22 protein-coding genes are annotated in these 23,614 nt (G+C 42.5%); 20 read left to right on the top strand and 2 right to left on the bottom strand.

Translation table 11 applies throughout. From position 1 onward, the window contains the following. From LI091_RS02965 to LI091_RS02910, 12 genes are all read left to right on the top strand, one after another. Complete coding sequence (locus LI091_RS02965) at positions 1 to 792, top strand: RnfABCDGE type electron transport complex subunit B (RefSeq protein WP_015524885.1); 792 nt, start codon at positions 1 to 3, stop codon at positions 790 to 792. 222 nt (positions 793 to 1,014) lie between these two features. Then, entirely contained in the window at positions 1,015 to 2,079 is a 1,065-nt protein-coding gene (trpS, locus tag LI091_RS02960) for a tryptophan--tRNA ligase (RefSeq protein ID WP_015524886.1), read from the top strand. A gap of 146 nt (positions 2,080 to 2,225) precedes the next feature. Then, positions 2,226 to 2,837 (top strand): Holliday junction branch migration protein RuvA, encoded by a 612-nt coding sequence (gene ruvA / locus LI091_RS02955; RefSeq protein ID WP_178528957.1) that lies wholly within the window; start codon positions 2,226 to 2,228, stop codon positions 2,835 to 2,837. A 58-nt stretch (positions 2,838 to 2,895) separates the two neighbouring features. After that, positions 2,896 to 3,906, top strand: a complete 1,011-nt coding sequence (gene ruvB, locus LI091_RS02950; protein WP_092070622.1) for a Holliday junction branch migration DNA helicase RuvB — start codon at positions 2,896 to 2,898, stop codon at positions 3,904 to 3,906. Between the two features lie 130 nt (positions 3,907 to 4,036). After that, positions 4,037 to 4,444, top strand: coding sequence for a cell division protein ZapA (locus LI091_RS02945; protein ID WP_015524889.1), 408 nt, complete (start codon positions 4,037 to 4,039; stop codon positions 4,442 to 4,444). 88 nt (positions 4,445 to 4,532) lie between these two features. Continuing rightward, positions 4,533 to 6,692 carry a peptidase U32 family protein gene (locus LI091_RS02940; RefSeq protein WP_265190830.1) on the top strand — a complete coding sequence of 720 codons (2,160 nt, stop codon included), beginning with the start codon at positions 4,533 to 4,535 and terminating at the stop codon, positions 6,690 to 6,692. Between the two features lie 6 nt (positions 6,693 to 6,698). Continuing rightward, positions 6,699 to 8,078, top strand: coding sequence for an FtsW/RodA/SpoVE family cell cycle protein (locus tag LI091_RS02935; RefSeq protein WP_015524892.1), 1,380 nt, complete (start codon positions 6,699 to 6,701; stop codon positions 8,076 to 8,078). Beyond that, on the top strand, positions 7,981 to 9,474 hold the full coding sequence (locus LI091_RS02930; RefSeq protein ID WP_173739968.1) for a peptidoglycan D,D-transpeptidase FtsI family protein: 1,494 nt from the start codon (positions 7,981 to 7,983) through the stop codon (positions 9,472 to 9,474). Before LI091_RS02935 ends, LI091_RS02930 begins: the two co-directional genes overlap by 98 nt. Positions 9,475 to 9,574: 100 nt before the next feature. Then, a complete protein-coding gene (locus LI091_RS02925) occupies positions 9,575 to 10,030 on the top strand; it encodes an NUDIX hydrolase (RefSeq protein WP_015524893.1) in 456 nt (151 codons plus the stop codon). A 63-nt stretch (positions 10,031 to 10,093) separates the two neighbouring features. Continuing rightward, a complete protein-coding gene (locus tag LI091_RS02920; protein ID WP_059085676.1) occupies positions 10,094 to 10,405 on the top strand; it encodes a hypothetical protein in 312 nt (103 codons plus the stop codon). A 4-nt stretch (positions 10,406 to 10,409) separates the two neighbouring features. Next, positions 10,410 to 11,471: a DUF2953 domain-containing protein gene (locus LI091_RS02915; protein ID WP_265190773.1), complete on the top strand. Its 1,062-nt coding sequence runs from the start codon at positions 10,410 to 10,412 to the stop codon at positions 11,469 to 11,471. After that, positions 11,455 to 11,826, top strand: coding sequence for a GerW family sporulation protein (locus tag LI091_RS02910; RefSeq protein ID WP_015524896.1), 372 nt, complete (start codon positions 11,455 to 11,457; stop codon positions 11,824 to 11,826). The genes LI091_RS02915 and LI091_RS02910 overlap by 17 nt, the downstream gene beginning before the upstream one ends. A 294-nt stretch (positions 11,827 to 12,120) precedes the next feature. On the opposite strand, the gene rpmB is transcribed toward LI091_RS02910, so the two are convergent. Next, positions 12,121 to 12,309, bottom strand: a complete 189-nt coding sequence (rpmB, locus tag LI091_RS02905) for a 50S ribosomal protein L28 (protein ID WP_015524898.1) — start codon at positions 12,307 to 12,309, stop codon at positions 12,121 to 12,123. 392 nt (positions 12,310 to 12,701) lie between these two features. Between rpmB and LI091_RS02900 the strand changes: the two genes are divergently transcribed. From LI091_RS02900 to LI091_RS02865, 8 genes are all read left to right on the top strand, one after another. Then, on the top strand, positions 12,702 to 13,076 hold the full coding sequence (locus LI091_RS02900) for an MmcQ/YjbR family DNA-binding protein (RefSeq protein ID WP_265190772.1): 375 nt from the start codon (positions 12,702 to 12,704) through the stop codon (positions 13,074 to 13,076). Continuing rightward, the gene (locus LI091_RS02895) at positions 13,073 to 13,504 is read left to right on the top strand and encodes a flavodoxin family protein (protein WP_265190771.1); all 432 of its coding nucleotides are present in this window, start codon (positions 13,073 to 13,075) and stop codon (positions 13,502 to 13,504) included. Before LI091_RS02900 ends, LI091_RS02895 begins: the two co-directional genes overlap by 4 nt. A 202-nt stretch (positions 13,505 to 13,706) precedes the next feature. Further along, a complete protein-coding gene (locus tag LI091_RS02890; protein ID WP_015524900.1) occupies positions 13,707 to 14,066 on the top strand; it encodes an Asp23/Gls24 family envelope stress response protein in 360 nt (119 codons plus the stop codon). A gap of 20 nt (positions 14,067 to 14,086) precedes the next feature. Next, positions 14,087 to 15,739 (top strand): DAK2 domain-containing protein, encoded by a 1,653-nt coding sequence (locus tag LI091_RS02885; RefSeq protein ID WP_265190770.1) that lies wholly within the window; start codon positions 14,087 to 14,089, stop codon positions 15,737 to 15,739. 12 nt (positions 15,740 to 15,751) lie between these two features. Continuing rightward, on the top strand, positions 15,752 to 17,812 hold the full coding sequence (gene recG / locus LI091_RS02880) for an ATP-dependent DNA helicase RecG (protein WP_173733331.1): 2,061 nt from the start codon (positions 15,752 to 15,754) through the stop codon (positions 17,810 to 17,812). A gap of 78 nt (positions 17,813 to 17,890) precedes the next feature. Then, the gene (locus LI091_RS02875) at positions 17,891 to 21,346 is read left to right on the top strand and encodes a BspA family leucine-rich repeat surface protein (protein ID WP_161215681.1); all 3,456 of its coding nucleotides are present in this window, start codon (positions 17,891 to 17,893) and stop codon (positions 21,344 to 21,346) included. Positions 21,347 to 21,441: 95 nt separating this feature from the next. Continuing rightward, positions 21,442 to 22,017, top strand: a complete 576-nt coding sequence (locus tag LI091_RS02870) for a DUF6465 family protein (protein WP_173733329.1) — start codon at positions 21,442 to 21,444, stop codon at positions 22,015 to 22,017. Positions 22,018 to 22,175: 158 nt separating this feature from the next. After that, positions 22,176 to 22,799, top strand: coding sequence for a GDSL-type esterase/lipase family protein (locus LI091_RS02865; protein ID WP_015524905.1), 624 nt, complete (start codon positions 22,176 to 22,178; stop codon positions 22,797 to 22,799). A 146-nt stretch (positions 22,800 to 22,945) separates the two neighbouring features. On the opposite strand, the gene LI091_RS02860 is transcribed toward LI091_RS02865, so the two are convergent. Further along, positions 22,946 to 23,176 (bottom strand): alpha/beta-type small acid-soluble spore protein, encoded by a 231-nt coding sequence (locus LI091_RS02860; protein WP_021651493.1) that lies wholly within the window; start codon positions 23,174 to 23,176, stop codon positions 22,946 to 22,948. Between the last annotated feature and the right edge of the window lie 438 nt (positions 23,177 to 23,614).

The following is a 23,614-nucleotide window of genomic DNA, read 5'->3' as shown; positions in this document are numbered from 1 at the left end:
ATGAGTATAACAGGAATTATTATGGCTGCAGTCATTGTCGGCGGTACTGGTTTATTCATTGGTATCTTCCTCGGACTTGCAGACAAGAAATTAACCGTTAAGGTAGATGAAAAGGAAGAAGCCATTCTCGGCGTTCTTCCAGGAAATAACTGTGGTGGTTGTGGATATCCGGGATGTTCCGGACTCGCTGCCGCAATTGCAAAGGGAGAAGCTCCTGTAGATCAGTGTCCGGTTGGCGGTGCTCCTGTTGCAGCCAAGATTGGCGCGATCATGGGACAGGAAGTAAAAGAAACCGCACGTCAGGTTGCTTTTGTAAAATGTGCGGGAACCTGTGATAAGACGACTGTGAAATATGAGTACACAGGTGTGGAAGACTGCGAGATGATGGCTTTCATCCCTGGCAGCGGTGCAAAAAACTGTACATTTGGATGTATGGGCTTCGGAAGCTGTGTAAAGGCATGTCCATTTGATGCGATCCATATAGTGAATGGTATTGCGGTCGTAGATCAGGAAGCATGTAAAGCCTGTGGCAAATGTGTTGCCAAATGTCCGCGTCACCTGATCGAGCTGGTACCATATGACAAACAGACACGTGTAGCCTGCAGCTCCCACGCAAAAGGTAAGGCAGTTACAACTGCCTGCGAGCTTGGCTGTATCGGCTGTAAAAAATGTGAGAAGAATTGTCCGTCCGAGGCGATCATAGTTACCGATTTCTGTGCACACATCGATTACAATAAGTGTACAGGCTGCGGTAAATGTAAGGAAGTTTGCCCAAGACATGTGATTCTGTAAAACAAAAAGGACTGCCTGTCACGGAAGTTTTCCGAGTGACGTGGCAGTTCTTTTTTGGAATAAAGCATGTTGTGCCCGATAATGCATAAATAAATACGTACAAGCTTTTGGTTATATTTCAATGAAAAATTGCAGTTTCCGGTTAAAAATATTTGACCGGTGAATTTCAAGGGGCTATAATAGGATATAAATATTCAGTATACTTCAAGGAGAACGAAATTCATGAGTAAGATTATTTTAACTGGCGACCGCCCGACGGGGCGCCTTCATGTAGGTCATTATGTTGGATCTCTGGCAGAGCGTGTGAAGCTGCAGAATTCCGGCTTATATGATGAGATTTATATTATGATCGCAGATGCCCAGGCACTTACAGATAATGCAGAGCATCCGGAGAAAGTACGCCATAACATTCTTCAGGTTGCTCTGGACTATCTGGCATGCGGGCTTGATCCGGAGAAATCCAATATTTTTATCCAGTCCATGGTTCCGGAGCTGACAGAACTTACCTTTTATTATATGAATCTGGTTACGGTAGCACGAGTACAGCGTAATCCTACCGTTAAATCCGAGATTAAGATGCGTAATTTTGAAGCCAGCATCCCGGTAGGCTTTTTCTGCTATCCGATCAGTCAGGCTGCTGATATTACTGCTTTCCGTGCAACACATGTACCGGTAGGTGAAGATCAGCTTCCGATGCTTGAGCAGTGCAAGGAGATCGTCCATAAATTCAATACCGTTTACGGTGATACGCTGACAGATCCGGAAATTGTTCTTTCTTCCAATAAAGCATGCTTACGTCTTCCGGGAATTGACGGAAAGGCTAAGATGAGTAAATCTCTCGGAAACTGCATCTATCTGTCTGATGAAGAAGATGTTGTGAAGAAAAAGATCATGTCCATGTTCACAGATCCGAACCATCTTCGTGTTCAGGATCCTGGTCGTGTAGAGGGAAATCCGGTATTTATCTATCTGGATGCCTTCAGCCGCCCGGAACATTTTGCTGAATTTCTGCCAGAGTATCAGAATCTGGATGAACTTAAGGCTCACTATCAGAGAGGTGGCCTTGGTGATGTGAAAGTCAAGAAGTTCCTGAATAATGTTATGCAGGCAGAGCTTGGACCGATCCGTGAAAGAAGGAAAATGTGGGAGCAGCGAACCGAAGATGTGTTTGATATCCTGAAAGCCGGTACAGAGGTTGCCAGAGAAAAAGCTGCCGCAACGCTTCATGATGTCCGTTCTTCTATGCGGATCAATTATTTTGAGGATCAGGATTTCCTTAATCAGTGATAGAAAACAGCGAGAGGAATCACAGGCTTGTATACAGGATCAACCCGGAGATTGTATTCCGGGTTGATTTTTTTTGAAAATTATGTTACTATTGCGTTCATATGGGAAACAGATGTTCAGCTGTTTCAGGGAAGGAGCCTTGAGATTTGATTTCTTTTGTAAAAGGTACCGTAGCAGATATCGGTGAAAATTGTCTGGTTGTGGAAAATGGCGGAATTGGTTATGAGATTTATATGACAGGACAGGATCTTGGGAAAGCACGGATAGGCGATGAAAAGAAGATCCATACCTTTCTCTATGTGCGGGAGGATATTCTGCAGCTATATGGTTTTTTTTCGAAGGATGATCTTGGCATGTTCAAGCTTCTGATCGGTGTCAACGGAGTCGGACCTAAAGGCGCTCTGGGTATCCTTTCCGGGATCAGTGCAGACGAGCTTCGTTTTGCAGTGCTTTCCGATGATGTAAAAACAATCTCCAAGGCCCCTGGAATCGGGAAAAAGACAGCCCAAAAAATGATCCTGGAGCTGAAAGACAAGCTGAAGCTGGAAGATGCTTTTGAGATGAAACTGGCGCATCAGCAGGAAGAAGCAGCTGAGGGAGCATCTGATCTGAGGGATAGTCGTCAGGAAGCGGTGGAGGCGCTTGTCGCATTAGGATACAGTTCTGCAGATGCCCTTCGTGCAGTACGAAAGGTACCGGCAGATGTGCCGGCAGATGATGTAGAAGCAATTCTTCGGGCTGCACTGAAAAATTTTTAACGCCGTGAGTAAGAGCAAACATGCTCGCACTGAAATGAAATAGAACGGAGCATAGTAAATGGATAACAGGATCATTACAACAGATGTTACAGAAGAGGATTTTTCCCTGGAGGGAAATTTAAGGCCTCAGAGTCTGGATGAATATATTGGTCAACAGAAAACAAAAGATACCCTGAAGATTTATATCGAAGCAGCAAAGCAGCGCCATGATTCACTGGATCATGTGCTGTTTTATGGACCTCCGGGGCTGGGAAAGACTACACTTTCCGCGATCATTGCCAATGAGATGGGAACACATATGAAGGTAACATCAGGTCCTGCGATTGAAAAGCCAGGCGAAATGGCTGCGATCCTGAACAACCTTCAGGAAGGAGATGTGCTGTTTGTAGATGAGATACACAGACTGAATCGACAGGTAGAAGAGGTTCTTTACCCGGCAATGGAAGATTTTGCTATCGATATCATGATCGGCAAGGGAGCATCCGCCCGTTCCATTCGTCTGGATCTTCCGAAGTTTACATTGGTAGGTGCAACAACGAGGGCAGGTCTTCTTTCCGCGCCGCTTCGTGATCGTTTTGGCGTAACACAGAGACTGGAGTTTTATGATAAAAAAGAACTGACGACGATCATTCTCCGTTCCGCTCAGGTGCTTGGCGTGGAAATCGAACCCAATGGAGCTGCCGAGATCGCCAAGCGTTCCAGAGGAACCCCCCGTCTGGCCAACCGTCTTCTGAAGAGAGTACGTGATTTCGCCCAGGTGAAGTATAATGGTGTGATCACCTACGATGTTGCCTGCTTCGCATTGGATCTTCTGGAAGTAGATCAGTATGGCCTTGATAAAACAGACCGCCGCATTCTCCAGACCTTGATCCTGAATTTTCAGGGCGGACCAGTGGGGCTTGAAACACTTGCCGCATCAATCGGAGAAGACTCCGGAACACTGGAAGACGTGTATGAACCCTATCTTTTGCAGACAGGTTTCCTTAACAGAACTCCACGTGGAAGAATGGCTTCCGTGCTGGCATATACCCATCTTGGATATCCTCGTCCTGATTTATCGACAAAATAATAGAAAAACTTCTATACATTTTTGCGGGAATCAGTTATAATAAAAGAAATTGCGGGTTGTAAGACCGGTAATGCAGAGGAATGTTATTGAGGAAATTACCAGTAACAGATAAATTCAGGAGGCTTTACGAATGGCGGTAAAGAATACAGCACAGGTTGTTATCGATGGAAAGATCATTACTCTGGGCGGGTATGAGTCCGAGGAATATTTTCAGAAGGTTGCAGCCTATATGAATAATAAGATCAGTGAGCTGAGTCAGATGCCGGGATACTCCAGACAGGCCATGGAGACCAAGCATACACTGCTCAGTCTGAATATTACAGATGATTATTTTAAGGCAAAAAAACAGGCGGAGATTTTTGAACAGGATCTGCAGCAGAAAGACCAGGAGATGTATGATCTGAAACATGAACTGATCTCTTTGAAAATGCAGATTGAAGAGGCGAAGAAGGCAGAACAGGAAGCTCAGGAACAGAAGAATCTTCTGGACGGTAAGGTGAAGGAGCTGGAGAAAGAACTTGATGAACTGCTTAAATAAGGAGGGGGGATTGCTTCGGTAATCCTCTTTTGTTTTATGGTCATCGGATTGATTAACAGATGGGAGATGAGGGAATACTTTGAAAAATATGATAACAGAACTGCTCTCGCCGGCAGGTTCTTATGAAAGCTTTGAGGCAGCTATTGGTGCCGGGGCTGATGCGGTATATGTAGGGGGACCGGCTTTTGGAGCAAGAGCTTATGCGCAGAACTTCACCCAGGAAGAGCTGATCACTGCCATTGAGACCGCACATATCCATAACCGTAAATTATATCTTACTGTGAATACACTTTTGAAGAACCGTGAACTGGATGATCAGTTGTTTGAATATCTGCTTCCGTATTATGAGGCAGGGCTGGATGCGGTGATCGTACAGGATCTGGGAGTATTTTCTTTTATACGCCGGAATTTTCCGGATCTGGATATTCACGCAAGCACACAGATGACAGTAACCGGACCGGAGGGAATGCGGTTTCTGGAGGAAAAGGGAGCAACTCGTGTGGTTCCGGCCAGAGAGCTTTCCCTGGAAGAGATATCTGCCATGCATAAGGCAAGTCCTCTGGAAATAGAGACTTTTATCCATGGAGCTCTCTGTTACAGCTATTCCGGCCAGTGTCTGATGAGCAGTATTTTCGGTGGAAGAAGCGGAAACCGTGGCCGCTGTGCACAGCCATGCAGGCTTCCTTACAGTGTAACCATGGATCACAGAAAATATAAAGGAGACAAGGATTTTTGTGCATTAAGCCTGAAAGATATCTGCACTCTGGATATTCTTCCGGATATCCTGGGGGCGGGTGTTATGTCTCTGAAGATCGAAGGGCGTATGAAACAGCCGGCGTACACAGCGGGCGTCACGGCAGTATATCGAAAATATCTGGATATGTATTTAAGTGGAAAAGAATATCATGTTCAGGAAAAAGACCGGAAGTATCTTCTTGAGCTTTTCAGTCGTGGAGGATCCTGCAAAGGATACTATGATATGTATCGCGGGCCGGAAATGATGGCTTTTGCCAATGAAAAAAAATCCGGTAATATCCAGCCGGAGATCAGAAAAATAAAAGAAAAAATTCATGGGAATTTAATACTTTCTCCTGAAAGTCCTGTTATACTGGAAATAACCTGCAAGGGCCAGACAGTAACTGCTATGGGCGGTGAGGTACAGTTTGCTAAAAATCAGCCAATGGAAGAACAGAGGATCCGTCAGCAGATGGAGAAACTGGGAAATACAGATTTTCAGTGGGAGGATCTGAACATTGAAATAAATGGAAGGATTTTTGTTCCGGTTAAAGTTCTCAATGAAGTACGAAGAGATGCTCTGAGTCAGCTGCGAGAAGCACTGATCGGATGTCAGAAGAGAGCACAGGTTACGAAGCAGCCGACGAAATCTAAGGATCAGGCTGCCTGCCACAGAAGGGTAACAGACAGCCTGCCTGTGTATGTATCCTGTGAACGTTCGGATACTGCGGAAGTACTTTTGAACGAACCGGGGATTACAGGTTTTTATTTTCCTTTTGATACTATGGAAAAATATTTTTCACCGGAACTTGCTGCAAGCAGTGAATTATATCTTTCTACTCCACATATCCATCGCGGAGAAATCCCCGAAAAGTGGCTTCGATCAGCTCAAAAATGGTTGGAGCAGGGTATGAAGGGTTTTCTGGTAAGAAACCTGGAATCTTACGCCGTACTGAAAAAAATGGGATATGGCGAAAAATGTATCCTGGATGCATCCATGTATACCTGGAATGATCAGAGTGTTGATTTCTGGCGGGAAGAGGGAGTTCTTCGAAATACAGTCCCCCTTGAGTTGAATGAGGGTGAACTGAGACACAGAGATAATACTTCTTCGGAGCTGCTTTTATATGGTTATATCCCACTGATGCTTTCCGCGCAGTGTGTAAGGAAGAATCTTTTCGGATGTACAGGAAAATATGAGACGGCTTATCTGAAAGACCGCTATAACAGTGAATTTCCGGTAAAATGTAGCTGTGATCCATGGGGAAAAAACATCTCCGAAAAAGCAAAATACTGTTATAATATCATTTATAATAGCATTCCTTACGGACTTCCGGGTGAAAAAGATCAGGTAAAAAAACTGAACCTTCACTCTTTGCGACTGGCATTTACGATCGAAGAGCCAGAGAAAGCAAAAGCGATCTTGAAAGAATTCCGGACGGTTTATCAGGAAAACGGAAAACCTTCCGGACGCAGGTATACAAAAGGCCATTTTAAAAGAGGAGCCGAGTAAAAGTGTATGATTAATGTAATTACAGAATTATCTAAGTATGTGATCCTCACATTGATGATCGTCTATACCTTTCATTGTTTTTATATGGTGTGGCGGCAGGATGAGGAAGAAAAGAGAGAACTGCTCCATCAGCAGCTGACCATGATCTTTTTTATTGATTTTACAGCATTTCTTGTGATCTATTTAAAAAGCATGGATTTCAGGGTCATCCTGTTCTATATCGAAATGATGATCTTTTTTGCAGCGATCCAGATCCTTTATCGAATTATTTATCAGAATGCATCGCTGCTTCTTTTAAATAATATGTGTATGCTCCTGAGCGTAGGATTTATCATGCTCTGCCGGCTTTCACTTCCGTCTGCAACTAAGCAGCTTCTGATCGTGGCCGCAGGTAGTGCAGTATCACTGGTGATACCGGTAATGATACGAAAAATGAAATTTTTAAAGGATCTTACATGGGCTTATGCCGGAATTGGTATTGTACTTCTGGCGGCAGTTCTTGTTCTGGCAAGCACAAGCTACGGTGCAAAGCTTTCTCTTATGGGAATCCAGCCTTCCGAGGTGATCAAGATAACCTTCGTATTTTTTATGGCATCACTTCTGTGTACCAAGGTGGATTTTCGCAAAGTAGTACTGGCTACGATCGTTGCAGTGATCCATGTAGGAATCCTGGTTCTTTCCAGGGATCTGGGTAGTGCAGTAATCTTTTTTGTCACCTACCTTGTACTGATCTATGTGGCAACCAGAAATCCGAGCTATTTATTTCTGGGACTTGGCGGAGGATGCGTTGGTTCGGTGATCGCATATCATCTTTTTGGACATGTCCGTCAGCGAGTCAGTGCCTGGAAGGATCCGATGGCTGTCTATCAAAATGAAGGTTATCAGATTGTGCAGTCTCTGTTTGCGATCGGAACCGGAGGCTGGTTTGGAATGGGACTTTGTCAGGGCTCTCCGGAGAAGATTCCGGTCGTAAAAAATGATTTTATCTTCAGTGCTATTTGCGAGGAACTGGGTGGCATTTTTGCCATCTGCCTGATTCTTGTATGCACAAGCTTTTTTCTGATGATCGTTACTATTGCACTAAAGATCAGGAATCCGTTTTATAAACTGATCGCACTGGGGCTCGGAACAGAATATGCTTTTCAGGTATTTCTGACCATCGGCGGTGCAACCAAGTTTATTCCAATGACAGGAGTTACACTTCCGCTGGTGAGTTACGGAGGCAGTTCTGTCATGTGTACCATCCTGATGCTTGCGATCATTCAGGGACTGTATATTCTGAGGGAAGATGAGGACGAACAAATTGAAACGCAGCGAAAAGAAACGATTGAAAGAAGAGGAAAGAGAGCAACGCCTGAGAGAAAAAGAAATCGCCAGACTCCGTAGAAAAAAGAACCGGCCTTTAACTTTTGTATCGGCCTTCTTTATATTGATCTTTGTCAGTCTGATCGGATATCTGGTTTATTTTGACGCCATAAAAAGCGAAGATTTTATCAACAGCCCGTACAACACCCGTCAGGATACATTTTCGGACCGGGTAGTACGTGGAAGTATCCAGTCTTCGGATGGTGAGGTTCTGGCACAGACCAATGTGTATGAAGATGGAACAGAAGAGAGAACGTATCCGTTTTCCAATATTTTTGCACATGCAGTAGGATATGATACCAATGGTAAGAGTGGTTTGGAATCGGAAGCAAATTTCCAGCTTCTCACCTCCCATTCATTTTTTCTGGAACAGATGAAAAATGAATTCCTGGGAAAAAAGAATCAGGGTGATACCGTGATCTCCAGTCTGAATGCAGATCTTCAGACAACGGCATACAATTCTCTGGGAGACCGGAGAGGAGCGGTAGTTGTACTGGAACCATCCACCGGACGTATCCTGGCTATGGTGAGCAAACCGGATTTTGATCCGAACACGATCGCACAGAACTGGGATACCCTTGTTAATGATGAAAGTAACAGCAGCCTTTTAAACCGTGCAACCAATGGAGCTTATCCTCCGGGATCAACATTTAAGATCGTCACGGCACTGGATTATTTCAGACAAAAGGGATCACTGGAGGGATATTCCTATTTGTGTCAGGGAAGTATCACAGTGGATGACCACACGATCCAGTGTTACAATGGGGCAGTACATGGACAGGAGGATTTTTATTCCGCATTTGCACATTCCTGTAACTGTGCATTTGCAGATATGGGACTTGGTCTGGGAGGAGATACTCTGAAAAGTACTGCAGAGGATCTGCTCTTTAATAGGGCGCTTCCGCTGAATTCCTATAAAACCAGTCGCTTTACCCTTGATAAAGATTCTCCGAATGCACTTGTGATGCAGACCTCGATCGGCCAGGGTAACACTCTTGTTTCTCCGATGCATATGGCATTGATCACAAGTGCCATCGCCAATGATGGTGTACTGATGAAGCCAACTATGATCGATAAGATCGTGAATAATTCCGGTGATACGGTCAGGGAAACAGAAAAAACAGAATACAAACGTCTGATGACAAGAAATGAAGCCAATATCCTTGGAAAACTAATGAAAAATGTAGTTGAAAACGGTACGGCTTCTGCATTGAACGGACGAGGATATACTGTTGCCGGAAAAACCGGTTCTGCGGAGTTTGATGAAAATGGCTCCAGTCATTCCTGGTTTGTGGGTTATTCTAATGTAGATGATCCGGATATCGCCATTGCAGTGATCGTGGAAAACGGCGGAACCGGAAGTGAAGCGGCAGTTCCCATTGCGGCCGATGTTTTTGATGCATATTATTTCGATTAAATTGAGAACAGTATCTGCTTCTTGCCCCTTGCCTATAAGGTGAAAAAGAGGTATACTATAGCCAGTGCAAAAGACACACGCATTACAGGAGGATTGCAATATGATAGAAGCAACAAGCTGTGGCGGTGTGGTAATTCATCGGGGTAAGATCCTGGCATTGTATAAATCCTACAGGAACCGTTATGAAGGATGGGTGCTTCCCAAAGGAACTGTAGAAAAAGGAGAGACTTTTGAGCAGACTGCTTTACGTGAAGTAATGGAAGAAGCAGGTGTTCGGGCCTCTATCGTGAAATATATCGGCAAGAGCCAGTATAATTTCACCGTTCCGGAGGATGTGGTAATGAAAGAGGTACACTGGTATCTCATGATAGCTGATAATTATCATAGCAAACCCCAGCGAGAGGAATATTTTGTAGATTCCGGATACTATAAGTTTCATGAGATCTATCACCTTCTCCGTTTTTCCAACGAGAAGCATATCGTGGAACAGGCCTATCAGGAGTATCTGGAAATGCGAAGTGAGGGCGTCTGGGCGAAACAGCAGAAGTATTTTTAACAACAGGACAGGGCTGTGTACATACGCAGCCCTGTTTGGCATTATAACGGAGGTGATGGCAGATTGCTGAAATGGATGAAAAACTATTACATAGGAAATGATGTAAAAAATCCTACTAGAATAAGAGCCAGGATCACTGCTGGCAAATTCGTGCCGGATATCTACGTTGTTACTTTGTCTGATAATCCCGGAAATATTTTGGAAATTCTTCCCGCAGGCATGCTTGTACAGCGAAGCGCCAGAGCCACCTGTCCTTTGATCGTTGGAATGGCCAGAGGGAAATCCGGTGCTATACAGATGGTACAGGATATGATCGAACAGGTTTATACCGAAACTGGAAATTTTAAAATAAAAGAATATCTGAAAAACAGGTGAACCAATGTTGCATATATTATGGCTGATAATAAAATGGATATTGATCCTTCTGGGGATTCTGATCGGGCTGATCTTTCTGATCCTGCTGCTTCTTTTATTCTGTCCGATCAGATACAGAGGGAAAATAAAAAAAGACCGAACGGATAGTCTTCGGGAAATACATGCTTTCGGTGAAGTGAGCTGGCTGCTTCATATAATTTCTGCACAGGTATTCTGGGAGCAGGGCGTTCTGAAAACAAAAATATGTTTGTTAGGGATTCCGTTGGAAAAATTAAAAAATCTGTTTCGTAAAAAAAAGGAACCAAGAGCTCTTTCCAACTCCGGAAATCAAAATGAAAAAAAACAGACAGAGGCTTCTGGAAGTCATGAAAAGACATCAAAAAGCGAAAATCAGAACGATACCGCAGAGCTGCAAATGTCTGAGCCTCAGGAAGATACTGTTGAAGATATAAATGAAATTTCGGAAAATGTAATAATGGAGCCGATATCGATTTCCGAAGAAATATCGGAAGATGAAAAAAAGCTTCGGACAAAGATTGCAGATTTAATTTCGAATATAGTGGGAAAAATAAAAACGGCAGTTGGAAAGCTGATCCGAATCGTACAGAATTTTCTTGGAATCCCCAAAAAGATTCTGAAAAAAATGCAAAGTTTTGCATTAACAATCCGGAATTTCTGTGATAAGATAAACTGGTGGAAAGAATTTTTAGACCATCCCCGAACCAGAGAGGCTCTTTCCTTTCTGTGGAAAAATGCAAAAAAACTGATTTATCATGTGCTTCCGACAAGGATCACCGGAAAAATCACATTTGGCAATGAAGATCCGGCAGTTACAGGTATGGTATTGGCTGTATTAGGAATGACGATTCCTTTTCATAAAAACAAGATCGAAGTAGCGCCCCTTTTTGATGATGAAAATGTTCTTGAGGGAGAGATCCTGTTAAAGGGAAGGATTTATGGAATTGTAGTTCTCAAAACAGCAGCAGAGCTTTATTTCAATAAAAATATAAAATACGTCATCCACCGATGGAGACATAAGGAGGTAAATCATGGAGAAAGAGAATAATTTCAAAGATACCGTGAATTCATTATTTAAAGGAATGGATGGCTTTGTATCGGCCAAGACAGTGGTTGGCGATGCCATTCATGTAGGTGATACCATTATCCTTCCTCTGGTCGATGTATCCTTCGGCGTGGGAGCCGGAGCTTTTGAAGGAGATAAAAAGAATAACGGCGGCGGAGGTCTTGCCGGAAAGATGTCTCCTTGTGCAGTACTTGTGATCCAGAATGGAAGCACCAAACTTGTAAACGTAAAAAATCAGGATGGCCTTACCAAGGTTCTGGATATGGTGCCGGATTTTGTGAACCGTTTTGCGCCAGGTGCAGGCAATGCTGAGGATACAGACGGGAAAGAAGAGTAGTATTCCATTTAGATTTCATGCATATACTGTAATAAAAAACAGGAAATGAGCAGACAGGAGTGGGAAAGCTAACTGGTTTTATGCTGTTTTTTATTGGTGTGGGCATGGTTCTTGGCATCCTTATTACAGAAAATTTTATTGTGATCGCAATGGCAGTCATATGTCTGCTATGCGGATATCATATGTTTTGCAGATAAGCGGGAAGTGTGCACTTGGCATGCTTCCCGCTTGTGATTTATCTGTCTTGAAGATAAAAAAACAGCCCCCGCATTCTACGGGGGCATACGATATTACTTACGCTCTTTCAACTTTTCCGGATCTTAAACAAGAAGTACATACATACATTTTCTTTGCTCCGCCGGCAGTTGTTTTTACTCTGACGGATTTAACGTTAGATTTCCACATTTTGTTGGATCTTCTATGGGAATGACTCACATTGTTTCCGAAATGAGCTCCTTTATCGCAGATTGCACATTTAGCCATGAATAGCACCTCCTTTTATCAACAGTCACCATTTTAACAGATGAATTGCTCTTTTGCAAGCAAAAAAAGGAAATTTATCAAAAATTCTGCAAAGAGTTTTAAGGAAAGTATTCCATACCTCCGGGAACAGGGCGGATCATGGTGGAATTAAGCGTTGTGTGTATGGTTTAGATCAATTTGAAACATAGAAAATTACCCAGTGCGAATTAATTTATCGTTTTTTCTTTGGCCTGGTCTCTTTCCTGAATCTGAATAGAACATATTCTTGTTGAACTGGCATATGAGGATAGGAAAAACGGGAAAATGCAAAAGAATTTGGCAGGTAGTTCGGAATCCGAAAATGTGGTATGATTATAGGTAGGATATCAGAAACGTCAGGAGTTGAATAGCTTGTGAAGAAAGAAGAAATTTTTAAATATGTGCAGAAACAGTACGGAACAGTCCCGGAATATTTATGGAGTAAATCGCCAGACAGTGCAGTACTCCGACATAAAAACGGAAAATGGTATGCAGTGATCATGACTATTGAAAAATCAAAACTGGGATTAGAAGGAAAAGATCCGGTTGATATCATGGATGTAAAGTGTGATCCGGACATGACGAATATGATTATTCAGACGCATGGATTTTTACCTGGATACCATATGAACAAGCAGCACTGGATCACGATTTTACTGGATGGTTCGGTCAGTAAAGCAAAGATACTGGACTTTTTGGACATGAGTTATGACTTGATTGATGGCACAGGCAGAAAGGAAAACAAATGAGAAAAGCAATCGTATATGCATCTGTACATCATGGAAATACAGAAAAATTAGTAAAGAGCATAGCAGAAGAGTGTCAGGTTGATTTGATTGATGCTGTAAAACAACCCGATGCAGATCTGAGCAGTTATGATATGATTGGGTTTGCATCAGGAATCTATTTTTCAAAATTTCATCAGTCGATATTGGGATTTGCAGAGAAGAATCTACCGGACGACAAAAAGGTATTTCTGATCTGTACTTATGGTGGAAGTGCGAATTATAAATCCATTGAGCAGATTTTGGACAAGAAGCTTTCCAAAGTGATAGGAAAATTCGGGTGCAAGGGTTATGACACATTTGGTCCATTTAAACTGGTTGGTGGAATTGCAAAAGGGCATCCAGATGAAGAAGATATAAAAAATGCAGTTGCGTTTGTAAAAGGATTATAAGTAAATAAACGAAAAAGAAAAACCGGCTTCATAGTATCGGTCGGCATGCTCCATCACAATCCGGGATTCCCCTTCAATAGAGTGGATGAGCTTAATTTTCTATAAGATAAAACAAGTTGAACTCTATCATTGCGTAATTATAAAAAAAAGGTTATAATAGTTTTATATAATTTAATCTGAATGAAACAATGGAGGTAACCATATGAATGGACGTATAGATTCTGGATTGGGTCAGATCGTAATTGATACGGATGTCATTGCGACTTATGCCGGCAGTGTGGCGGTAGAGTGTTTTGGTATCATCGGAATGGCAGCTATCAGTATGAAGGATGGCCTGGTCAAGCTTTTGCGTATTGACAGCCTGAAACATGGTATCAGTGTTAAGATCACGGATGATAATAAGATCCGGCTGAATTTTCATGTCATCGTAGCATATGGCGTGAATATCAGTACTATTGCGGACAATCTTGTCAACAATGTAAAATATAAAGTCGAAGCCTTTACAGGAATGGAGATTGAAAAGATCAACATTATGGTTGAGGGCGTGCGTGCAATAGATTAGTTTTAGAGGAGGAACTTGTGGTGAATAACAAAACCATAGATGCTAAAATACTTTCCAGAATGTTTCTGTCCGGAGCAAAGAATCTGGAAGCGAAGAAAGAGTGGATCAATGAACTGAATGTGTTTCCTGTACCTGATGGAGATACGGGAACCAATATGACGCTTACCATCATGTCTGCTGCTTCTGAAGTAGGTGCTCTTACAGATCCGGATATGGAATCCCTGGCAAAGGCAATTTCTTCCGGTTCCCTCCGTGGAGCCAGAGGTAATTCCGGTGTTATCCTGTCACAGCTTCTGCGTGGATTTACCAGAGGTGTGCGTAAACTTACAGATTTGGATGCACCTGCCATTGCCGCAGCTATGGAGCGAGGCGTTGAAACTGCATACAAGGCAGTTATGAAACCAAAAGAGGGAACCATTCTTACTGTAGCCAGAGCTGCAGCAGACAGAGCAGCAGAGCTTGCTGATGCTGCAGAAGATCTGGATGCTTTTTTCGATGGGATCTTTCAGCATGCAGAGGAAACTCTTGCCAGAACACCGGAGATGCTTCCAGTCCTGAAAGAAGCAGGTGTTGTGGATTCTGGCGGACAGGGACTTCTGGAAGTTTTCCGTGGTGCCATCGACGGATATCATGGAAAAGAAGTGGATTATTCCCAGTTTGAAGCAACAGCTCCTAAGATCACAAAGATTTCTCCTCAGGCAGAGGCAGATATCAAATTTGGATATTGTACAGAGTTTATTATCCTTCTTGAAAAACCGCTTCCACAGGATGAGATCGACCGTTTCCGTGAATTTCTGGATTCCATCGGTGATTCTATTGTTTTGGTGGCTGATGATGAGATTGTCAAGGTACACGTGCACACCAATCATCCGGGACAGGCTTTTGAACGCGCACTCACGTATGGTCAGCTTTCCCGTATGAAGATTGACAATATGAGAGAAGAACATCAGGAAAAACTGATCAAAGATGCGGAAAAACTTGCAAAAGAACAAGCAGAAAACAAAGAACCTCCAAAGGATCATGGATTTATTTCCGTATCCGTAGGTGAGGGACTTTCTCAGATTTTCCGTGAGCTTGGCGTAGATTATCTGATTGAAGGCGGTCAGACTATGAATCCGAGTACCGAAGACATGCTCAATGCTATTGAGAAAGTAAATGCAAAAACAATTTATATTTTCCCGAATAACAAGAATATTATCCTTGCAGCTAACCAGGCAAGAGATCTGACTGAGGACAAGGAGATCATTGTAGTACCAACCAAGACAATCCCACAGGGAATTTCCGCAATGATCAGCTTTGTTCCGGAGAAGGGCGGCGAGGAGAACCTTGCTTCCATGACCGATGCGATTTCCAGAGTGAAGACCGGACAGATTACTTATGCAGTCCGTGATACACGCATTGATAACAAGGAAATCCATGAGGGAGATATCATGGGAATCGGTGATGCAGGTATCCTTGCAGTAGGCAGAGATCGACTTCAGGTAGCGGAGGAGATGGTAGCAGAGATGGTTGACGAGGAATCTGAGATCATCAGTGTTTACTATGGTGAAGATGTATCTGAGGAAGATGCAGAGGCACTTTCTGATTCTCTTATCGAGAAATATCCGGAGTGCGAGGTTGAGCTGAACCAGGGTGGACAGCCAATTTACTACTATCTGATTTCTGTAGAATAAAGAGCACAAAAAATGAATGATAAGACACCTTTACGTGAATTAAAAGGCGTGGGTGAGAAAACAGAGAAGCTTTTCCAGAAGATCGGGATCACGACTGCGGAAGAGCTTCTCCGTTATTATCCGCGGACTTACGATATATATGAGGAGCCTGTGGAGATTGCATCAGCAGAGGAGGACAAAACAGTCTCTATCCGTGCCACTATAGCAACAGGTATTTATATTAACCAGATACGCAATCTCCAGGTTCTGACAACAACTGTGGCAGATGCAAGCGGCCGATTGCCGGTTGCCTGGTTCAATGCGCCTTATTTAAGGGGAACACTCAAAAAGGGCAGTGTGTTTATCCTCAGAGGAAAGATCATCAGAAAAAAAGGCCGTCCGCAGATGGAACATCCGGAGATTTTTACCCCGGCAGCTTATGAGGAGATCATTCACAGTATGCAGCCTGTATATGGTCTGACGAAAGGACTTTCCAACAAGATGATCACGAAGTTGGTCCATCAGATTTTGGATACAAGGCCTCTCCATGGGGAATATCTGCCGGAGGAGATACGGGAACGCTATCAGCTCGCAGATGCTAATTATGCGATCCGGACTGTTCATTTTCCGAAAAATATGCAGGAGCTTCTCACAGCCAGGAAACGTCTGGTATTCGATGAATTTCTGCTTTTTGTGCTGGCAATACAGCTCTTGAAGGAGAAAACAGAAGAGGCTCCAAACACTTTTCCAATGAAACCAGTATGGACAACCGAGGAAATCATAGAAGGGCTTCCCTATGACCTGACCGGAGCCCAGAAGAATGTCTGGCATGAGATCGAACGGGATCTGAGCGGTCATAAGCTGATGTCCAGGCTTGTACAGGGGGATGTTGGTAGCGGCAAGACCGTGATCGCATTTTTAGCTATGGTACTTTCAGCAGAGAATGGATTTCAGAGTGCATTGATGGTACCGACAGAGGTTCTGGCAAATCAGCATTACGAAGGCTTTCTGAGGCTGATGGAAGAACAGAATATCGCTTCCTGCCATCCGGTGCTTCTGACAGGATCTACCACAGCCAGACAGAAGCGTGAGATCTATCAGAAGATTGCAGACGGTGAAGTGAATGTGATCATCGGAACTCATGCCCTGATCCAGGAAAAGGTGGAATATAAGAATCTGGGGCTTGTGATCACAGATGAGCAGCACAGATTCGGCGTTCGCCAGAGGGAAGCGCTGACGACCAGAGGAAATCCGCCTCATGTACTTGTTATGAGCGCAACCCCCATTCCCCGGACACTGGCGATCATTTTATACGGAGATCTGGATATTTCGATCATTGACGAGCTTCCTGCAAAAAGACTTCCGATCAAGAATTGCGTAGTAGGAACTTCCTACCGTCCCAAGGCGTATTCTTTTATTGAAAAGCAGGTGCAGATGGGAAGGCAGGCTTATGTGATCTGTCCTATGGTGGAAGAGAGCGAAGGCCTGGAGGCAGAGAATGTTACAGATTATGCCAGAAAGCTTCAGGAGATCCTTCCGGGGGAGATCAAAGTAGAAATCCTTCACGGAAAGATGAAGCCAAAAGAGAAAAACAGGATCATGGAGGCGTTTGCTTCCGGCGAGATCCAGGTACTGGTATCTACCACAGTTGTGGAGGTTGGAGTGAATGTGCCAAATGCTACCGTCATGATGGTAGAAAATGCAGAACGTTTTGGGCTTGCCCAGCTTCATCAGCTTCGGGGCCGTGTAGGGCGTGGAGAGCATCAGTCTTACTGCATTTTTATCCAGGGAAATAATGAAGAAAATACTTCTAAACGTCTGAAGATCCTCAATGAATCCAATGATGGATTTTATATAGCCGGAGAAGATCTGAAGCTTCGGGGCCCAGGAGATCTTTTCGGTATCCGCCAGAGCGGACTGATGGAATTTAAGATCGGTGATATCTACAATGATGCCGGAATTTTGAAGAATGCAAGTGAAGCAGCTGGTGAGATCCTGGCACTGGATTTTGATCTTATCCTGCCTCAGCATAAGGCTTTAAAGGAGCATCTCAAGGGGTATATGAGTGAAGAACTGGAAAATCTGGGGATCTAATTGGATGGAGCAAAGCGAAGAATCAGAACTTCGTTTTAGTATAAAAAGAAAAAGGGAGAAAACAGGATGAGGAGAAAAATGATCAAAAAACTTCTGTGTGTCGTTTTATCAGGGTCTATGATCTTTGGCAATGCAGGGATAACCATGGCTTCAGAGACAGAACCGGAAACAGTCCAGGAAAATGTAAATGAGGAGACTGACAGTCCAGAGGAAAGTTTTTCTGAGGAAGATATTTTTGAAGATGGAATCTCAGCAGACGATGAAGCAGCAGAATTACCTGATAGCACAGAACAGGAATTAGAAGAAGAGCCGGAAGAAGCGGATAATATAGAAATGTCGGAGGACACTGAAAATCTTTCGGAAGAACCGGAAACAGAAGAAATGGCAGAAAGTGATGACTTTTCTGATGGAGAAGAAGATGCTGTAAGTGCTTCCGCAAGCATGATGGATGGAGGAATCACCGGAGATATTGCTTGGTCAATTGATACATCCGGATGTCTTACATTAAAAGGAAACGGTGACTATGATACCTCAGATTATTATTGGGATGCAGAAAGGGGCTGGAGTAAATGGCAGGATGATATTAAAACAGCCATAGTTGAAATTTCCGGAATCACAAAGACAAGAGCTATGTTTAAGGGATGCAGGAATCTTACCAGGATCACTTTTAAAAACTGTGATTTCAGTAAGGTGACAGACATGGCCTTTATGTTCTCAGATTGTGAAAGCCTTACACGGCTGGATACTGGTTCATTGAAAACCGGAAATGTATCTCATATGCAGGGAATGTTCCGAAATTGCAGTAAATTAAAAACTCTGGATGTCAGTAAATTTGATACTTCAAAAGTTAATGATATGAATAGCATGTTTTTAGGCTGTGAAAGCCTTACACAGCTGAATGTCCGGAATTTTAATACTTCCAGAGTGACAAGGATGAGCGGAATGTTCCGTGAATGTCGGAATCTTAAACAGTTGGACGTCAGTAGATTTAATACAGCGAATGTTACGACTATGGAGGAGATGTTTTATTGCTGTGAAAGCCTTACACAGTTGAATGTCAGTAATTTCAATACAGCAAATGTTGTATATATGAACGGTATGTTCGAACGGTGCGAAAGTCTTACACAGTTAAATGTACGAAACTTTAATACATCAAATGTAGAAGATATGGGCAAAATGTTCTGTACTATGAGCAAGCTCAAGTCTCTGGATCTGAACAGTTTTAATACTTCTAATGTACAGAATATGTATTTCATGTTTTATGGAAATGAGTCTTTAACAAGCCTCAATATTAAAAATTTTGATACATCCAAGGTAGTAGATATGAATTCTATGTTTGGCGAGCTTAAAAAAATGACTTCTCTGGATGTTTCTGAATTTAACACATCAAAAGTAAAATCTATGGAAGGAATGTTTTCACGCTGCTATGCGTTAAAAGCTGTGGACGTGAGCCATTTCAATACTTCTGAAGTGGTAAAGATGGGATATATGTTTAACTCCTGTAGCAGCCTGGAATCTCTAAACCTCAGTAAGTTTAATACATCTAGCGTCAATGATGCAAGATATATGCTGTACTATATGGATAATCTTAAAACACTGAAAACGATCCCGAACCTGAAGTGCTCTATAGAACTTCCATTTACCATGTCAGACAGCTCAGGCAAAAAATATACGACCATGCCAACGAACAGTAAATGTATCACTTTAAAGGTAGTTGCTTCAAAACCAGTAGTTAGAAAGAGCATCAAAACGGCAAAGGTAACTGTAAAAACCGCAACTTACAATGGAAGTCCGCAGAAGCCAGGTGTAACTGTTAAACTTGGAAATACAACATTAAAAAGCGGCACAGATTATACAGTAACTTATTCTAATAATACAAAAACGGGAACAAAAGCTGTTGCAAAAATCACAGGAAAGGGAAGTTACAAAGATTCTGTTTCTAAATATTTTACCATCAAAGCATGCAGTCTTGACGGTAAAGTTCAAGTTAATTTGAAGACAACGATTTACACCTGGGATGGACAGGCAAAAACTCCCGCATTTTCTATTTATATGCCGAAAGCCAATGCGGCCGGAATGATCTCATTACAGAATGAAAAAGATTATACATATAAATATCTTAATAATAAAGAACCTGGAACAGCAACCTTACAAATCACAGGAAAGGGCAATTTTACAGGTACAAAAAAAATAGCTTATAAGATCAGCAAAGCAAAACAGCCGGTAAAAGTTACACCAGGAAGTATTACAAAACTTTATACAGACAAAGGCAAATCCTACAAAATCAGTGTTTCAGGAAAAAAAGAATTTGCAAAAGTGACATATTCAACCACTAATGCAAAAATTGCATCTGTAAAAAATAGCAAGATTATGCTTAATGGAGAGGGAGTGGCAACAGTTACTGTAAAAGTTGCGGCGACCAAACATTATCAGGCACAGAATATTGCAATTAAGATTAATGTGCTGAAAAGACAGAATATTACCACTGCTGTAAAGAATGGGGCAAAAATAGCGTATTCCACTACAATGAAATCTCTTGGTGCCAAAGTTCCTTCAGAAGGTGGGAAACTTACTTATAAGTCCTTAGATACCAGTATTGTTTCTGTGGATTCCAAAGGTAATTTGAACTTTAAAAAGGCAAAGAAGCTTGGAAAAGTTACAATCCAGATCACTGCAGCGAAATCTTCTTCCTATGCTCCGGCAACCAGGAAACTGACGATCACTACGGTAAAAGGAACTCCATCTGTCAGCTGTGTACAGCAGCAGGAACGTAAGATCTATGATGGAGCATTCAATCTCGGGGCAAAAGCAGATCAGAATGCAACATTGGTTTATTCCAGCAGCAACAGTGCTATTGCATCGGTAGCTTCTGATGGAACGGTTACTTTGAAGGAATGGCAAGAAAACGATATTCAGAGAGAAGTGCAGATCACAGTTACTACAAAAAGTACAACGTTTTATAATGCAGCGAAGCCGGTAATTGTTAATCTTACTGTTATTAAAAAGAAAAATCTGCAGCAGAGAATTGAAGATGAAAAAATCAAATTTCCTGATGGGAAATTTTGGAACCATGTTGTAAACAGTTATTCAGATCTGACAGATAATCTGGACAGCAGCGGAGCTCCTGAAAGATTTCAGGATACGATCAGTGATGTTCCATGCAAACATCACGGAACTCAGAGCGGAATTGATCCGATACCAGGTAATGGCGAGTATGATTGCAATAAGTTTGACGGGGCTATCCAGTGTGATGGGTTTGCAAGAAAAGTATTTTATGATATCTGGGAAGGGCAGAGAGTATCAGGCCTTCAGAGAATATATGATAATAATGTTCAGGTAGGAGACTATGTGCGCATCAATAATAATGGACATTCGGCTATCGTTACAGAAGTTTACAGTGATTCATTTAAAGTGATAGAGTGTAATCTGGATGGGGACGGACGTCATCATAATTGTCTGCTGCGTCATAACTGGACATATAGTAAAAGCAGTGTAACTTATCGTGTACATGCTGTAAATTACAGCCTTAACTAATAGACTTTTGAAACTTTTCTTTACAAAACTTTCAAATCGTAGTATTGTATTGCATGAGAAAAGATTAACAAATCCCTTGTAAGGAGGCTATAAACATGGCTAGAACAAAGAAAGCTGCAACCAAGACAACTGTAAAAACGGCTTCAATAAGCGAGACTCCTGCAAAATCTGTAGTAACCGCATCCGAAGAGAAAGCCGTTAAGGCTGAGACAACGAAGACAGACGATGCAAAAGCTTCTGTAGAAACAAAAGCAGCTGAGAAGACAGCTGAGGTAAAACCTGCCGCTGAGAAACCAGTAGAAGAAAAAACAGCAGAAGTAAAATCTGCTGAAGAGAAAACAACAGCTGTAAAATCAGAAGAGCCAGCTAAGAAAACCGCTGCCAAGAAGACAACAACACGAAAAACAACTGCAGCTAAGAAAACAACAACCAAGACGGCTGCTAAGACAACAGCAGCTAAGAAAGCTGAGCCAGTGACAGAAGTATATGTTCAGTACTGGGGCAAAGAGATACATACTTCAGAGGTTGCTGACAGGATCAAAAAGATCTGGACAGAGGATATGGGCAAAAAAGCTTCTGAACTGAAAGATCTCAAAATCTACATTAAACCCGAAGATAATGGTGCACATTATGTGATCAACGGAGATGTTACAGGATTTATCGGACTGTAAACAAAATCTTCATCGAACAGTATTTTAAAAGATATATATTGGCCTGTTATAGAGAATGTCTATAGCAGGCTATTTCTTTTGCATATTTGACCAATTCCAAATAGCATGTTATTATTCATTTAAGTAATAACATACTAAATAGATAGGGATATGGTAAAATGAAACAGATATTATGCTTTGGAGATTCCAATACATGGGGATATGACGGAGAGAGCAGAGAGAGACTACCGTGGGGAGTACGCTGGACAAGCCTTCTCCAGGAAAAACTGAATAAAGAAGAATATCGCGTGATCGAGGAAGGACTGTGCGGAAGAACAACGGTTTTCGAAGATCCGCTCCGCGACGGAAGAAAAGGAACTGCACTTCTTCCCACACTTCTGGAAACACATGCCCAGGCGGATGTGATCACTCTAATGCTGGGAACCAATGACTGCAAAACTGTTTTTGGAGCATCCGCAGATGTAATTGGAAAGGGAATCACAAGACTGCTGGATCAGATCCAGGAATACGCACCAAGAGCGAAAGTCCTTCTCATGTCTCCCATCTATCTGGGAGAAAAAGTATGGCAGGAAGGATATGACCAGGAGTTTTCCAGAGAGTCTGTGATCGTTTCCAGAAATCTGCAGCCTGTTTATGAAAAAATCGCAGCTGAACGTCATATCAGTTTCCTTCCGGCAGCATCCTATGTACATTGCTGTGACGCAGATCAGGAACATCTGAATGCAGCAGGACATAAGAAATTTGCAGAGGTTGTATATCGAAAAGTACAGGAATTGCTGTAAATGAATATAGGATTTTAAGACTTTTGGATCTTATATAAAATAAAAAAGATGTTGTCTGGCAGGTTTTCAGTTCTGTCAGACAGCATCTTTTTTGCATGAGCTTAGATCAACTCAGCATAGTAATAGATCTACCTGCGCGTACAGATTTAGTACTGCTGGCCGCCCTGGGAGCCGCTGGACATCTGGCGTTCCTGTGCTTCGATCATCTTTTTGACCATATATCCACCTACGGATCCGTTCTGTTTGGAAGTCAGGTTTCCGTTGTATCCGTCTGTAAGCGGAACACCCAGCTCGTTTGCTACCTCATATTTGAAACGGTCAAGTGCGCCCTTTGCTTCCGGTACAACTGCTTTGTTAGAAGAAGTGTTACTTGGCATAATTCATTTCCTCCTTGGTTGTTATTTAGTTTACTGTTACATTGCTAGTATGTGAAAACCATAAAATAATACACTGGCAGTTAAAGGAAATTTAACATATAAAAATATTTCCGTCCATAAATTATACCGCGGTAAAAAGCCGAATGTATGGTTGCTTTTTGACGGGAGTTGCGGTTATAATAATCTCTGCATCACATATAATATCTGTCAGACAAAAAAAGTAAGGGGGTCCCGTGAAAAAGAAGCGTTATCCTACATACAAACGAAAATATAAACGAAAAAAACAGCCCAGGCGAAAAATACTCACAGCCATTATCCTGTGTGTCATCCTTGCAGTATGTAATGGCTGGATGCCGCCGCGGAGCCTGAAAGAGGTAAAAGATCAAAGCCGGATCTTCGGACAGGTATTTCTTACATATATAGAAGAAAATGCACAGA

The sequence above is a fragment of the Blautia sp. MSK20_18 genome (genome assembly GCF_020553125.1).
Taxonomy (GTDB): Bacteria; Bacillota; Clostridia; order Lachnospirales; family Lachnospiraceae; genus Blautia_A; species Blautia_A fusiformis.
Note: the sequence above shows the minus strand (reverse complement) of the source record. Positions and strands in the feature narration are given on the sequence as shown.